Consider the following 13,802-nt stretch of genomic DNA (forward strand, 5'->3'; position numbering starts at 1 on the left):
GTGCACGGTACGCGGCCGCAGCTGCGGGCGGTCATGCGACCGGTGCCGTGCCGGTCCGCTCGGTCCAGTGCCCACCGCTCGCCCACCGGTCGAGCACCGCCGTGCGCAACCGACCGGACGGCGCCGCGGACCGTGCGGTGGCCAGCGGCACCCCGAAGACGAACTTCGCGACGCTGGCGTCCCCCTCGGTCGCATCGTGCTCCCCCGGCGGGACGAGACGGAAGCGCCGGGCGAAGCGCACGAGGTTGGCATCGGGGCCGAGCGCGGCGGGCAGGCCCGGATCGAGCATCCAGGAGCGGCACTGCCACCGGTCCGCAGCGAGCTGCGGTGCGAGGCCGCGCAGGACCTCGGGTGCGCGGGCGAACGAGCGGTCGCAGGCCACCGGGTCGAGCGGCCCGGTCTCCGGCACGTGCACACCCCAGGCCGGCGTGCCGTCCGCCAGGTGGTCGCCGAGTTCGAACTGGAGGCGCCCCACGGCCACCACACGCCCGGTCACCACGGCGACGAGCCACTCCACCCCGGTGCCGTGCAGCCCGTAGCGCGCGAGCTTGCGGTCGACGTCGGCGACGGATGCCTCGGCGAGCGCGCGCGGGAGCCCACGCTCCGCGAGGGCGTCGGCGGTGTCCGGCACCGCGGCGCGGAGCGCCGCCACCAGGCGCGCGTCCCGCTCCGCGGCCCCGGCGTCGGCGACGGTGGCGGCCAGTGCGGCCGCCACCGTCGCGGAGTCGTCCGGTGACCCCACGGCGGCGGCGAGGACCGCGACGGACGCGGGACGGGCCTCCCGGCCGGGGGTCACGGTGGTCACTTCAGACCGGACGACGCGAGCCCGTCCATCACCCGACGCTGCAGCACGACGAACATGATGAGCACCGGCGCCATCGCCATCAGGCTGGCGGCCATCAGCACCGGGTAGTCGATCGTGCGGTCGCTCGACAGCGTCGCGAGGCCGGCGGCGAGCGGCATGTCCTCGGCGCGGGTGGAGACCACGAGCGGCCAGAGCAGCTCGTTCCACGACCACAGCACGATCGTGATCGCGAGCACGCTGATCGAGGGTCGGGCCAGGGGAAGCATGATCCGCCAGAACGTCTGGAACGGGTTCGCACCGTCCATCCGCGCTGCCTCCTCGAGCTCGGGCGGCATGTTCAGGAACGCGGTCCGCATCAGGAACGTTCCGAAGGCGCTGAACAGCCCGGGTGCGACGATCCCCATCAGGGTGTCGAGCCAGCCGAGCCCCTGCACGATCTGGTACTGCGAGATCAGGTAGACCTGCGAGGGCACGAGCAGGATCGACAGCACGATCGCGAGCAGGGCTGCCCGACCGCGGAACCGCATCCGGGCGAAGGCGTACCCGGCGAGCGTGCACAGGACGATCTGCGCGAGCGTGCGGATGATCGTGACGTACACCGACGTGCCGAGCTGGCTGAGGAACGGCAGGCGTTCGAAGACCTGCGCGTAGTTCTGCCACTGCAGCTCCCCCGGCCAGAAGACCGGCGTGACGGACTGCACCTGCGCGTTCGTGGAGAGCGACATGATGATCTGCCACAGGAACGGGAACGCCATCGCGAACCCGCCGATGCCGAGCACGACGTGGATCCACCAGTGGCTGCCGCCGCGACGGCCGGGCCGACGCGCGGTCCGAGGCGGTGTGACGGTGGCGGTCATCCCTGCACCCACTTCCGTTGGACGCGGAACTGCACGAGCGTGACGATGCCGATGAGCAGGAAGATCACCATCGCGATCGCGGCCGCGAAGCCCTTGTCGTTGTCGATGAACCCGGCACTGTAGAAGTAGAAGACGAGCGACATCGTCTTCGGGATCACGGGGTTGGTGCTGCCGAGGATCGCGTACAGCAGGTCGAAGAGCTGGAAGCTCGAGATCGTCGTGACGATCACCACGAAGAAGATGCTCGGGCTGAGCAACGGCACGGTGACCGAGCGGAACTGCCGCCACCGGCTCGCGCCGTCGAGCTCCGCGGCCTCGTAGAGCTCCGGCGGGATGTCCTTGAGCCCGGCGCCGAGGATGATCATCGAGAACCCGAGGGACGACCAGAGGCCGACCAGGCTCACCGCGATCAGCGCGAAGCCGGGGGTCGAGATCCAGTACGGGCCGTCGATGCCGAAGTTCCCGAGGAACCAGTTCACGATGCCGTAGTCGCCGTTGTACATGATGCGCCAGACCAGGGCGATCGCCGCGGGCATGGCGACGTACGGCAGGAAGAAGAGCACCCGGTAGAACTGGGCGAACCGCAGCCCCGGGGTGTTCAGCAGACTGGCGAGCCACACCGCGATCGGGATCCCGGCGAGGACGATCACGGTGTAGATCACCGTGTTGAGCAGCGACTGGTAGAGCTGCGGGTCACCGACGAGTCGGACGTAGTTGGCGACGCCGGTGAACGTGGCGCCCCCGAAGACGCCCCAGCTGGTGAACGAGTACCAGAACGTCTGGATGATCGGCCAGATGTAGAAGGTGCCGACGCCGACGAGCAACGGGAGCACGAAGAGCCACGGCCACCAGCCGTCGGTCCGTCGTGGCGCTCGGCCGCCGTCGGCGCGCGGCGCGGGGGCGCCCCGCCCGGACGAACGTGTCGTCCGGGCGGGGGTGGCTGCGGCCGGGGGCCGCTCGGTGTTGATCGTCACGCGCGGGTCCTACTTTTCCTTGGCGAGGGCGGCGTCCATCTTCTGTGCGAGGTCCTCTGCCACCTGGTCGACGGGCTTCGACCCGTCGAAGGCGCTCGGCAGCAGGGTGGTCTCGAGGGTGTTCCAGGCGGCCGTGTTCTTCGACACCGGCAGCGGCTTCGCGTAGTCCACCGCGTCGAGGAACACCTGCAGGTCGGCGTCGGGCATCGTCTTCGTGAAGGCGCTCTGCGTGCCCTCGTACGCCGGGATGACCGCGCCCATGTCGCCCTGCTGCTGCTGGGCCGTCTTGCCCGCGAGGTAGACCTGCAGCGCCTGGGCGGCTGCCTTGTCCTTGCTCGCCTCGGACACGACGTTCGAGACACCGTGGATGACGGTCGCCTGCTCCTTGCCCTTGGGCAGCGGGTAGGCGACGACGTCCTTCTCGAGCTCGGTGCCGGTCAGCGCGGAGCGGAACCAACTGCCGCCCTGGTACATCGCGAGCTTGCCCGAGGTGAACCACTGGTCGGCCGTGGTGTCGGTGAGTTGCTTGATCGAGGGCGATGCCCCCGAGTCGATCAGGTCGGTCCAGAACTGCAGGCCGTCCTCGGAGGCCTTCGTGGCGTACTCGGACTCGGTGCCGTCCGCGTTCACGACCGATCCCCCGGCCTGCAGGATCGTGTTGTAGTACGTCGTCTGGCCGTCCATGCCACCGGCTGCGCCGTAGGCGCCCTTCGCCTGCAGCTTCTCGGACAGCTCGGCGCCGGTCCGCTGGAAGTCGTCCCAGGTCCAGTCGTTGGAGGGCAGGTCCATGCCGGCCTGCTCGAACAGCGACTTGTTCACCCAGACGCCGATGGTGTCGAAGTCCTTCGGCACGCCGTACTGGGTGTCGTCGTACGTGTAGAGGTCGTTGAGTGCGCTCGAGTACTTCGACGCGTCGATGTCACCCGACTCGACCTCGCCGGTGATCGGCGCGAGCTTGCCGTTGGCCGCGTACAGCTGGAAGTTCGGGCCGTTCATCCAGAACAGGTCGGGCAGGGTGTTGCTCGAGCCCTGGGTCTGCAGCTTCGTCCAGTAGTTGGCGAACGGCGTGACGTCGACGCTCACCTTGATGTCCGGGTACTCCTCGTTGAAGCCCTTCAGGTTGGCCTTGATGGCCTTGACCTGGTTCTCGTCCCAGACGGCGTAGGTCAGGGACGCCTTGGTGTCCTTCGGCGCGGCTTCGTAGTCGCCTCCGGAGCCGGACGCTCCGGACGACGAGGAGCAGCCGGCCAGGAGTGCGGCCGCGCCGAGGGCGGCGACGGCGCCGAGGAGGACGCGGCGCACGCCGGTTCCTCGGGTGGGGATGTGTGCGGTCATCGGGGTGTCCTTTCGCACGGCCGTCAGGAACCGACGGTCTGGGCGGGATGCGGGGTGGAGGGGGTGGAGCGGGTGAAGTGCGCGATGGTGTCGGCCGGCAGTGGGGGGACGTCGATGGGGACGGACCCGTTGCGGAGCGAGCGCGTGGCCAGCGCGCCGGCGGCGACCGCGGCACGGGCCGCGATCGGGGAGAGCTCCGACGGTTCGCCGAACGCGACGGACCGCAGGAACTCGGTCATGGTGAGCAGGTCGGCATCGGCGTGACCGTCCTCGACGCCGTCGATCGGGTACTCGCGGTCCCCCGCGGTGTCCCAACCCCGGCGGTGCGTCCAGACCTTCACGACGCCACCACCCGTGTCGCCGATGTTCTCGAGGCGTCCTTCGGTGCCGATGACGGTGTAATTCCGCCAGTAGTCCGGGGTGAAATGGCACTGCTCGTAGCTGGCCTGCACCCCGTTGTCGAGCGTCATCATCACCATCGAGACGTCCTCGACGTCGACGACGGGGTTCAGCCCGGTCTGGGCGAGCGGCGGCCAGTTGTCGTGGGAGAACCAGTCCCCCATGAGCTCGCCGCTGCGGTCGCGCCGGTCGGTGACGTCGCCGTAGACCGACAGCGACCCCATGCCGACGACCCGGGCGGTGTCACCCCCGCCGAGCGCGTGGATGACGTCGAGGTCGTGGCTCGCCTTCTGCAGCAGCAGGGAGTTCACCTTGCTGCGATCGGCGTGCCAGTCCTTGAAGTAGTAGTCACCGCCGTTGCCGACGAAGTGCCGGCACCAGACGGCCTTGACCTGGCCGATCTCGCCGCGGGCCACGATCTCGCGCATCAGGCGGACCACGGCGGCGTGCCGGAAGTTGTGCCCGACGTACAGCGGCGTGCCGGTCTCCGCCGCGGTGTTCAGGACGGCGTCGGCGTCCTCGACCGTGATGGCCAGCGGCTTCTCGAGGTAGACGGCGATGCCCGCGCGGAGCAGGTCGATCGCGATCTCGGCGTGGGTCCAGTCCGGCGTGGTGACGATGGCCGCGTCGACGTGGCCGGTGAGGTCACGGTGGTGTTCGACCACCAGGGCGTCCGGGTACTCGTCGTGCCCGCGGTTGCGGCCGGCCGCGGTGACGTCCGCGACGGCCACGACCCGGGCCTGCAGCGACGGGTCGTCGGCCGTTGCCTCGGCCACGTGGCGCGCGATGGCGGACCGCTGGCCCATCCCGATCACCGCGACGCGGAGTCCTGCGTTGTCAGCGCCCATGCTCATCGCTCCCTTGCGTGAATGTGACGCCCATGATGCCGAATCGATCATGAATGCACAATAGGCGCTCACGGATCGCTCACGCATCCGTGCCGGGGAGGGTTTTACACGATCGAAACGTCCGGACCGTTCCGGGGTGGCCGCAGGGGGCGCTCAGTCGGCGACGACGAGCTCCACGCCTGCGCTGGCCAGGTCGGCGGCGAACGAGGCCGGCACCGGCTGGTCGGTGACCAGGACGTCGATGCGGTCGAGCGGGCAGATCCGGGCGAAGGTCGACCGCTCGATCTTGGTCGAGTCGGCGACCACGACGACCCGTCGCCCGACCGAGGCGAAGTGGCGGCTGACCTCGGCCTCGCCCTCGTGCATGGTCGTCGCGCCGTACTGGCCGGTGAGCCCGTCGACACCGAGCACCACGAGGTCGAGGGCGAACTCGTCGAGGGTGTCCCGGACGAGCGGCCCGACGAGCTCGTAGGACTGCCGCCGCGCCACACCACCGGTGACCACGATCTTCACGTTGGCGCGGACGGACAGCTCGTACCCGACGTTCAGGGCGTTCGTCACGATCGTGATGCCGAACTCGCCGTCGGCGCGGATGAACCGCTCGCTCTTGCCGAGTTCACGCGCGACCTCGGTCGTGGTCGTCCCGCCGTTGAGCCCGACGGTCTCCCCCGGCTGCACCAACCGGGCGGCCGCGCGGGCGATCGCCGTCTTCGCCTCGGCCTGCCGGGCGATCTTGTACTGCAGCGGGAGCTCGTACCCGGCCCCGAGTGCTGCCGCTCCCCCGTGCGTGCGCGTGACGAGCCGCTGGTCGGCGAGGGTCGCGAGGTCACGGCGAGCCGTCGCGGCGGAGATCCCGAGCAGCTCCCCGATCTCGGCGATCGACACGTTGCCGCGTTCACTCACCAGTTCGAGCAGGGCGTTCAGCCGCTGTTGGGGGGTCATGACGGTCATCCTACGGCGTCGCCGCCGTCCCACGGTGATCGGAAATGACGTTTTGCCCTTCCCTTGCGCACGATCGCTCGCTACGCTTCCTGATCATCGATCACCCGGATCGATCCGGACCCGGAAGGCTCCCATGACCGACACCTTCGTGAGCGCTGAACTGGCCTCGCAGCCGGAGACCTGGCGTGCAGCCGCCGCGCTCCTGCCGACCTTCGCCGATGCGCTCCCTCAGCCGGGCGAACGCGTGGCCGTGATCGGCTGCGGCACGAGCTGGTTCATCGCCATGAGCTACGCCGTCGCCCGTGAGCAGGCGGGCCTCGGCGTGACCGATGCCTTCGCCGGGTCCGAGTACCCCGCGTCCCGCGAGTACGACCGCGTGCTCATGATCAGCCGCTCGGGCACGACGACCGAGATCGTCGACCTGCTGCAGGCCCTGCCGTCGCAGCGGACCGTCCTGATCACGGCCGTCGCCGACAGCCCCGCCGCGGCCGTCGCCGACCAGGTGGTCGCCCTGCCGTTCGCCGACGAGCGCTCGGTCGTCCAGACCCGCTTCGCCACCACGACGCTCGCACTGCTGCGGGCGTCCATCGGTGACAACGTCGACGCGCTCGCAGCCCAGGCCGAGACCGCACTGACGGTGCCCATCGACGACCTGCTCGACGCCGAGCAGGTCTCGTTCGTCGGTCGTGGGTCCGCCGTCGGCCTGACGTTCGAAGCCGCGCTCAAGACGCGTGAGGCAGCGCAGTTCTGGGCCGAGTCCTACCCGGCGATGGACTACCGGCACGGTCCCATCGCGATCGCCCAGCCCGGACGGCTCGTCTGGTCGCTCGGTACTGCGCCGGACGGACTGGCCGACGAGGTCGCCGCCACCGGCGCCCGCTTCGTCCAGCACGACCTCGACCCGATCGCCGGACTCGTCGTCGTGCACCGGTTCGCCGTCGCCCTGGCCGAGGGACGCGGGCTCGACCCGGACAACCCCCGGTCGCTCACCCGGTCGGTCATCCTCACCTGATGGGTGGCGCAGGCGCGGTGCTCGGGGTCGACGTCGGCGGCACGGGCATCAAGACCCGGCTGACGACCGCCGACGGTCTCGTCCTCGACGAGACCCGGGTACCGACGCCGCGCAACGACCCGGGCGCCGAGCGCCTCGCCGCCGTCGTCGCCGGACTGGCCGCACAGGCCACGCGACGGGTGCAGCTCGGAGCCATCGGGGTGGTGACCCCCGGCGTCGTCGACGAGACCCGCGGCACCGTGGACCTGTCCGTCAACCTCGGGTGGCGCGACGTCCCGGTGCGTGACCTCGTCCGCGCCGAGCTCCTGCGGCAGGGGATCGACGTACCGATCGCCTTCGGCCACGACGTCCGCGCCGGCGCCCTGGCCGAGGTCCGGGCCGGCGACCCGGCGCTCTCGCGAGGGTCGGTCTCGTTCGTGCCGGTCGGCACCGGGCTCGCGAGCGCCCTGGTGGTCGACGGCGCCGTCGTGTCCGGCGGTGGCTGGGCGGGGGAGATCGGACAGGTCCGGATCCAGGCCGGCCCGCACGCGGGCCACCGCGTCGAGGAGATCGCGTCCGCCGGGGGAGTCGCACGTCGTTCCGGTGTGCCGTCCGCTCACGCCGCCATGCTCCTGGTCCGCCAGGGCGACCCCGCTGCCCGTGCGGTCTGGGACGACTGCGTCGCGGTCCTGGCCGACGCACTCGCCTGGACCACCGCGGTCGCCGGGGTCCACACCATCATCGTCGGCGGGGGACTCGCGGAGTCGGGCCCGCTCCTGCTCGACCCGCTGCGCGACGCCGTCTCGGAGCGTCTGCAGGGCGTCCGTGTCCCCGTCATCGTGCCCGCCCGGCACGGTGACGCAGCCGGCGCCATCGGAGCGGGGCTCCTCGCACGCACGCTGCTCGAGGCCGAGACCGGGGTCCTGCTGTGACCACCCTCGTTCGGGCCCATCGCATCGTCACGGCCCAGGCAGACCTGCACGACGGTTGGCTCGTCATCGGTGACGACGACACCGTTCTGGCGACCGGCACCGGGTCCCCGATGCGCACGGACACCGCCGTCACCGTCGACGGTGTGGTCGTGCCCGGGTTCGTCGACCTGCACGCCCACGGGGCGCTCGGGCACGACTTCGCCGGGTGCTCCGCCGAGGATGCCCGTGTCGCCGCCGGGCACCACCGGTCACGGGGCACGACCACCCTGGTCGGGTCCATCGCCACGGGCGAGCGCGCGAACACCGTGGCGGCCCTCACCCGGCTCCGGCCACTCGTCGCGGACGGCACGCTCGCCGGGCTGCACCTGGAGGGGCCGTGGCTCGCGCCCGCCCGTCGCGGGGCGCACCGCGTGGACCTGCTGCACGCTCCGGACCCCGCCGAGGTCGACGCCTACTGCGACGCCGCGGGTGGCGCCCTGCGGATCGTCACGCTCGCGCCGGAGCTCCCGGGTGCACTCGAGGCCGTCGCCCGTTTCGTCGAAGCCGGGGTCGTCGTCGCCATCGGCCACACCGACGCCACCGCCGAGCAGACCCGCCGCGCGGTCGACGCCGGAGCCTCGCTCGTCACCCACCTGTTCAACGGGATGCCCCCGCTGCACCACCGTGCGCCCGGGCCGGTCGGGGTCGCGCTCTCCGACGACCGTGTGCTGCTCGAGTGCATCGTCGACGGCCACCACCTCGATCCCGTGACGGTCACCCTCGTGCAGCGCAGTGCTCCGGGCCGGGTGGTCCTGGTCTCCGACGCCATGGCTGCGACCGGCTGCTCCGACGGCACGTACACGGTGGCCGGATCGGCGGTGACCGTCCGCGACGGGCTCGCCGTGCTCGCCGACGGTTCGTCGCTGGCGGGCAGCACGATCACGGTCGCCGACGCCGTCCGCCGCCTGCTCGACGCCGGGACCGACCTGCCCGAGGTCGTCGCGGCGTCCGCGAGGCGTGCGGCACGCCTGCTCGGGGCTCCGGCACCGCTCAGCGTGGGCGCCCCCGCCGACCTGGTCGTGCTCGGCCCGGAGCGCGGCAGCGTCCGAGCCCTGCCGACGGCGGTGGTCGCATGATCCTCGTCGTCACCCCGAACCCGGCCGTCGACGTGACCTACCGGGTCGCCGAACAGCGCATCGGCGAGACCCAGCGCGTGCTCGAGGTCCAGCGGCGCCCTGGCGGCAAGGGCCTGAACGTCGGGCGGGTCCTCGCCGCCACCGGCGTGCCGACCCACGCCGTGCTGCCCCTCGGCGGCGACGGCGGGCGCTGGATCACCCACGCCCTCGACGACCTCGGGCTCGTCCACACCGACGTCGCCGTCCGTGGTGAGACCCGCACGACCGTGACGGTGGTGGACGACCTCGCCCACCCGACGATGTTCGGCGAGCCCGGACCCGTGCTCAGCCCCGACGAGTGGGACACGGTCACCGCCGCGGTCGAGACACTGCTCGACGGCGATGTCGGCCGTACTGGCGGCGCCGTCGGTGGCGCCGGTACCGCCGGTACCGCCGATGCCCTGCTCGCAGCCGCCCTGGTCGTGTCGGGCTCGCTGCCCCGCGACTCCGATCCCGCGGTCGTCGCCCGCTGGGTCACCGCCGCTCGCCACCGCGGTGTGCTCTCGGTGGTCGACTGCTCGGGCACCGCGCTGCTGGCTGCCGCCTCGGCCGGGGCGACGGTCTGCAAGCCCAACCGCGAGGAACTGCTCGAGGCCACGGGCACCGACGACGAGCGGTCCGGGGCACTCCGGCTCCTCGGACTCGGTGCGACAGTCGTCGTGGTGTCCCGCGGATCCGACGGCATCGCCGCCCACACCGCCGAGCACGTGCTCGAGGTGCCGGCGGTCCCCGGGGTCTCGGGCAACCCGACCGGCGCCGGTGACGCCGCCACCGCCGGGCTCGTCGGTGTCCTCGTCGAGGTGCTCGTCGGTGCCGGTCTCCCCGCGCCCGACGGCAGCGTCCCGGCCCCCGACGACGCCACCCTGCTCCGAGCCCTGCGGTCCGCCGCCGCACACGGGGCCGCCGCCGTCCTCCAGCCGGTGGCCGGCGCGGTCGACCCGGCAGACGTCCACCGCTTCCTGTCCACCCCGCCCGCTCCCGCCCACGACCGAACGAGGACCCCCGCATGATCACCGACCTCGCCCTCACCGGCCTGCTCGACACCGCCCGCACGGCACACCGCGGGGTCGGTGCGTTCAACGTGGTGCTGCTCGAGCACGCCGAGGCGATCGTCTCCGGCGCCGAGCTGGCTGGTCTTCCGGTGATCCTGCAGATCAGCGAGAACTGCGTCCGCTACCACGGCGGCCTCGCACCGATCACGACCGCGACGCAGGCGGTCGCACGTGCCGCCGACGTCGAGGTCCTCGTGCACCTCGACCACATCGAGGACCCCGAGCTGGTGGCGGCCGGCGTCGACCTGGGCGTCGACTCGGTCATGTACGACGGTTCCCACCTGGACTTCGCCGCCAACGTGGCAGCGACCCGCGAGCTCGCCGCGCGGTGTCACGCCGCGGGTGTCGCGATCGAGGCCGAGCTCGGCGAGGTCGGCGGCAAGGACGGCGTGCACGCGCCCGGCGTCCGCACCGATCCGACCGACGCCGCCGCGTTCGTGGCCGACACCGGGGTCGATGCCCTGGCGGTCGCGGTGGGGACCTCGCACGCGATGCAGACCCGCGAGGCCTCGGTGGACCGCGACCTGGTCGAGCGCCTCCGTGCCGCGGTGCCGGTCCCGCTCGTGCTGCACGGGTCCTCGGGCCTGTCCGACGACGAACTCCGCGGTGCCGTGCACGCGGGGATGACGAAGATCAACATCTCGACGCACCTGAACGGCCTGTTCACCCGTGCGCTCCGCACCGTGCTCGACGAGCGGCCGGACGTCGTCGACCCGCGCAAGTACGTGTCGGCGGGCCGGGACGCCATCGCCACCGAGACGGCGCGACTGCTGACGCTCCTGCACGCCTGACGCGCGAGCGGACGCTCAGCAGAGCGGGACGTTCACCGCGAGCCCGCCCATCGCCGTCTCCTTGTACTTCGACGACATGTCCGCCCCGGTCTGCCGCATCGTCTCGACGACCTGGTCGAGCGACACGTGGTGCACCCCGTCGCCGCGCAGCGCCATCCGGGCGGCGTTGATCGCCTTGTTCGCCGCGATCGCGTTCCGCTCGATGCACGGGATCTGCACCAGACCGCCGATCGGGTCGCAGGTCAGCCCGAGGTTGTGCTCCATCGCGATCTCGGCGGCGTTCTCGACCTGCTCCGGCGTGCCCCCGAGGACCTCGGCGAGCCCCGCAGCCGCCATCGACGCCGCGGATCCGACCTCGCCCTGGCAGCCGACCTCGGCGCCGGAGATCGACGCCCGTTCCTTGTAGATCGACCCGATCGCTCCGGCGGTGAGCAGGAACCGCACGACGGCGTCGTCCCGTTCGGCGGCGGGGGCGTCGGCGACCGTGGGCACGTAGGTGAGCGCGTAGTACAGGACCGCGGGGATGATGCCGGCTGCGCCGTTCGTCGGGGCGGTGACGACGCGGCCTCCGGTGGCGTTCTCCTCGTTGACCGCCATGGCGACGAGGTTCACCCACTCCATCGCGAAGAGCGGGTCGTGGTCGGGGTCCTCGCGGGTGAGCTGCTCGTGCCAGGTGGCGGCGCGACGGCGGACGTCGAGCCCGCCGGGCAGGCACCCACCTCTGCGGACGGAACGGTCGACGCACGAATCCATGACGCCGTGGATGCCCAGCAGTCCGGACCGGATCTCGACGTCGGTCCGGGTGACGGCCTCGTTCGCCAGGGCGACGCCGCTGATCGGCAGACCTGAACCGGCACACGCGGCGAGCAGCTCGGCGCCGCTCGAGAACGGGTGGGGCACGGCGTCGTCGACCGGGATCGCCGCACCGGCGACGGCAGCCGACGCGTCCGCCGCGGGCTCGGCTGCCTCGTCCCGCGCGATGAACCCGCCACCGATCGAGTAGTAGGTCTCGTCGGCCAGATCGGTCCCGGCGGCGTCACGGGCACGCAGCCGCATGGCGTTCGGGTGCCGGGGGAGCATCGTCAGGGGGTGCAGGACGATGTCGGCGAGGCGGAACGGCACGCTCGCACCGCCGTCGAGCCGCAGGACACCGTCGCGCTCCACGGCGTCGAGCGCGAGGACCATGGCATCGGGGTCGACGGTCTCCGGGTGGGACCCCATGAGCCCTGCGACGACGGCACCGAGGGTGCCGTGACCCTGGCCGGTCGACGCGAGGGACCCGTACAGGTCGACCACCACGGACGTGACGGGCAGGCCACGGACGAGGGTGGCGAACTCGGCACCGGCTCGCATCGGACCGACGGTGTGCGAGCTCGAGGGGCCGACACCGACGCTGAACAGATCGAAGACGGAGACCGGCACGCCGCAACACTAACCCGTCCGGACGGACCGGTGCTCAGCGCCGCGACCCCGACCGCTCAGCGCCGCCGACCACCCTCGGGTGGCATCACGAACCACAGCACGACGTACGCGATCCACAGCGGCCCGGGGAAGAAGCTCAGGATGACCCAGACCACCCGGACCAGGGTGCGGGACAGGTTGAAGCGGTCGGCGAGACCGGCGCAGACGCCGGCCAGCAGACGACCGTTGCGGGGACGGGAGAGTGTGCTCATACCGACGACGCTACGCAACGCCGCCGGTCGCGCGCATCCGGGACGCACCCCGAGCGTGGTGGGGGAAACCCCCGGACCGGCCCTGAGCGGCGCTGGGATCAGGGGATGAGGACGATCTTGCCGCGGGTGTGGCCCTGCTCGAGCTCCTCGAAGGCGTCCTGCACGCGGTCGAGCGGGTAGGTCGCGGCGACGGGCACCTCGATCGCGCCGTTCGCGACCTCGAGGGCGAGCGCCCCGAGGATCTCCGGGTCGGCGGTGTCCGCGCTGCCCGAGGCCTTCGCCCCGACCTCGGCGGCCTCGTCGAACGCGATGATCGTCTCGATGCGGTCGACCGGCACCCCGAGGGCGATGCCGAGCCGGACGTACTCGGCGCCGTGGGTGTCGATCACGGCGTCGATGCCGTTCGTCGCGAGTTCGGTGATGCGCTCCTGCAGCCCGTCGCCGTACGCGATCGGCCGTGCACGCTTGGAACGGAGCCACTCGTGGTTCGCCTCGGACGCGACGGCGATGACGTCGATGCCCTCGTTCGCGAGCAGCTGGGTGACGAAGCCGCCGACCCCGCCCGCGGCGCCGGACACCACGACGGTCTCGCCCGGACGCGGATCGACCGCACGGACGGCCGCGGCCGCGGTGGTCGCGATGACGTCGAGGCCACCCGCCACGGTCCAGTCGAGCAGGCGTGGCTTCTGGACGACCTGGACGGCCGGCACGGAGACGTACTCGGCCTGGCTCGCGCGGTCCCACGACCAGCCGATGACCTCTTCGCCCTCGTCGACGCCGTCGACCTCGGCCCCGACGGCCACCACGATGCCGGCGAAGTCGGTGCCCTGCCCGGACGGCAGGTCGCCACCGAACGCACCCTGGCGGATGGCCGACTCACCGGGGTTGATACCCGCGGCGCGGACACGGACGAGCACCCGCCCGGGCGTCACCTCGGGAACGGGCACCTCGGCGACGTGCAGGACCGATCGGTCACCCCACTCGTCGAAGCGGACAGCGCGCATGGTCTCCGGGATCTCAGTCATCCTCACCGACGCTACCCCGGCGCG

Annotated in this window: 14 protein-coding genes; 5 read left to right on the plus strand and 9 right to left on the minus strand. The window is 71.9% G+C overall.

What is annotated here, in order from left to right; translation table 11 throughout:
* Nucleotides 1-31: 31 nt before the first annotated feature.
* The 6 genes from BR70_RS23390 to BR70_RS0115660 all read right to left on the minus strand — a co-directional run bounded on the left by BR70_RS23390 (nt 32) and on the right by BR70_RS0115660 (nt 6,160).
* On the minus strand, nt 32-805 hold the full coding sequence (locus BR70_RS23390; protein WP_051597011.1) for a hypothetical protein: 774 nt from the start codon (nt 803-805) through the stop codon (nt 32-34).
* Nucleotides 802-1,662 carry a carbohydrate ABC transporter permease gene (locus tag BR70_RS0115640; RefSeq protein ID WP_027466813.1) on the minus strand — a complete coding sequence of 287 codons (861 nt, stop codon included), beginning with the start codon at nt 1,660-1,662 and terminating at the stop codon, nt 802-804. Before BR70_RS0115640 ends, BR70_RS23390 begins: the two co-directional genes overlap by 4 nt.
* Nucleotides 1,659-2,636: a carbohydrate ABC transporter permease gene (locus BR70_RS0115645; RefSeq protein ID WP_027466814.1), complete on the minus strand. Its 978-nt coding sequence runs from the start codon at nt 2,634-2,636 to the stop codon at nt 1,659-1,661. The genes BR70_RS0115640 and BR70_RS0115645 overlap by 4 nt, the downstream gene beginning before the upstream one ends.
* A gap of 9 nt (nt 2,637-2,645) precedes the next feature.
* On the minus strand, nt 2,646-3,971 hold the full coding sequence (locus BR70_RS0115650) for an ABC transporter substrate-binding protein (RefSeq protein WP_035809280.1): 1,326 nt from the start codon (nt 3,969-3,971) through the stop codon (nt 2,646-2,648).
* A 23-nt stretch (nt 3,972-3,994) separates the two neighbouring features.
* Complete coding sequence (locus BR70_RS0115655) at nt 3,995-5,224, minus strand: Gfo/Idh/MocA family protein (RefSeq protein ID WP_027466816.1); 1,230 nt, start codon at nt 5,222-5,224, stop codon at nt 3,995-3,997.
* Between the two features lie 147 nt (nt 5,225-5,371).
* Nucleotides 5,372-6,160: a DeoR/GlpR family DNA-binding transcription regulator gene (locus tag BR70_RS0115660; RefSeq protein WP_027466817.1), complete on the minus strand. Its 789-nt coding sequence runs from the start codon at nt 6,158-6,160 to the stop codon at nt 5,372-5,374.
* A gap of 133 nt (nt 6,161-6,293) precedes the next feature.
* On the opposite strand from BR70_RS0115660, the gene BR70_RS0115665 reads away from it, so the two are divergent.
* Genes BR70_RS0115665 through BR70_RS0115685 form a run of 5 tightly spaced genes read left to right on the plus strand, consistent with a single transcriptional unit; the run spans nt 6,294 to nt 11,080 of the window.
* Nucleotides 6,294-7,172 carry an SIS domain-containing protein gene (locus BR70_RS0115665; RefSeq protein ID WP_027466818.1) on the plus strand — a complete coding sequence of 293 codons (879 nt, stop codon included), beginning with the start codon at nt 6,294-6,296 and terminating at the stop codon, nt 7,170-7,172.
* The gene (locus BR70_RS0115670) at nt 7,172-8,083 is read left to right on the plus strand and encodes an ROK family protein (RefSeq protein WP_035809283.1); all 912 of its coding nucleotides are present in this window, start codon (nt 7,172-7,174) and stop codon (nt 8,081-8,083) included. Before BR70_RS0115665 ends, BR70_RS0115670 begins: the two co-directional genes overlap by 1 nt.
* Nucleotides 8,080-9,198, plus strand: a complete 1,119-nt coding sequence (nagA, locus tag BR70_RS21330; RefSeq protein WP_035809285.1) for an N-acetylglucosamine-6-phosphate deacetylase — start codon at nt 8,080-8,082, stop codon at nt 9,196-9,198. The genes BR70_RS0115670 and nagA overlap by 4 nt, the downstream gene beginning before the upstream one ends.
* On the plus strand, nt 9,195-10,247 hold the full coding sequence (locus BR70_RS0115680) for a 1-phosphofructokinase family hexose kinase (protein ID WP_027466820.1): 1,053 nt from the start codon (nt 9,195-9,197) through the stop codon (nt 10,245-10,247). Before nagA ends, BR70_RS0115680 begins: the two co-directional genes overlap by 4 nt.
* Nucleotides 10,244-11,080: a class II fructose-bisphosphate aldolase gene (locus tag BR70_RS0115685; RefSeq protein WP_181440535.1), complete on the plus strand. Its 837-nt coding sequence runs from the start codon at nt 10,244-10,246 to the stop codon at nt 11,078-11,080. The genes BR70_RS0115680 and BR70_RS0115685 overlap by 4 nt, the downstream gene beginning before the upstream one ends.
* 15 nt (nt 11,081-11,095) lie before the next feature.
* On the opposite strand, the gene BR70_RS0115690 is transcribed toward BR70_RS0115685, so the two are convergent.
* From BR70_RS0115690 to BR70_RS0115700, 3 genes are all read right to left on the minus strand, one after another.
* On the minus strand, nt 11,096-12,502 hold the full coding sequence (locus BR70_RS0115690) for an L-serine ammonia-lyase (RefSeq protein ID WP_027466822.1): 1,407 nt from the start codon (nt 12,500-12,502) through the stop codon (nt 11,096-11,098).
* A 56-nt stretch (nt 12,503-12,558) separates the two neighbouring features.
* Nucleotides 12,559-12,753 carry a PspC domain-containing protein gene (locus BR70_RS0115695; protein WP_027466823.1) on the minus strand — a complete coding sequence of 65 codons (195 nt, stop codon included), beginning with the start codon at nt 12,751-12,753 and terminating at the stop codon, nt 12,559-12,561.
* A gap of 98 nt (nt 12,754-12,851) precedes the next feature.
* Complete coding sequence (locus BR70_RS0115700; RefSeq protein WP_027466824.1) at nt 12,852-13,778, minus strand: NADP-dependent oxidoreductase; 927 nt, start codon at nt 13,776-13,778, stop codon at nt 12,852-12,854.
* Nucleotides 13,779-13,802: the final 24 nt, after the last annotated feature.

The sequence above is a fragment of the Curtobacterium sp. UNCCL17 genome (assembly GCF_000686685.1).
Lineage (GTDB): Bacteria > Actinomycetota > Actinomycetes > Actinomycetales > Microbacteriaceae > Curtobacterium > Curtobacterium flaccumfaciens.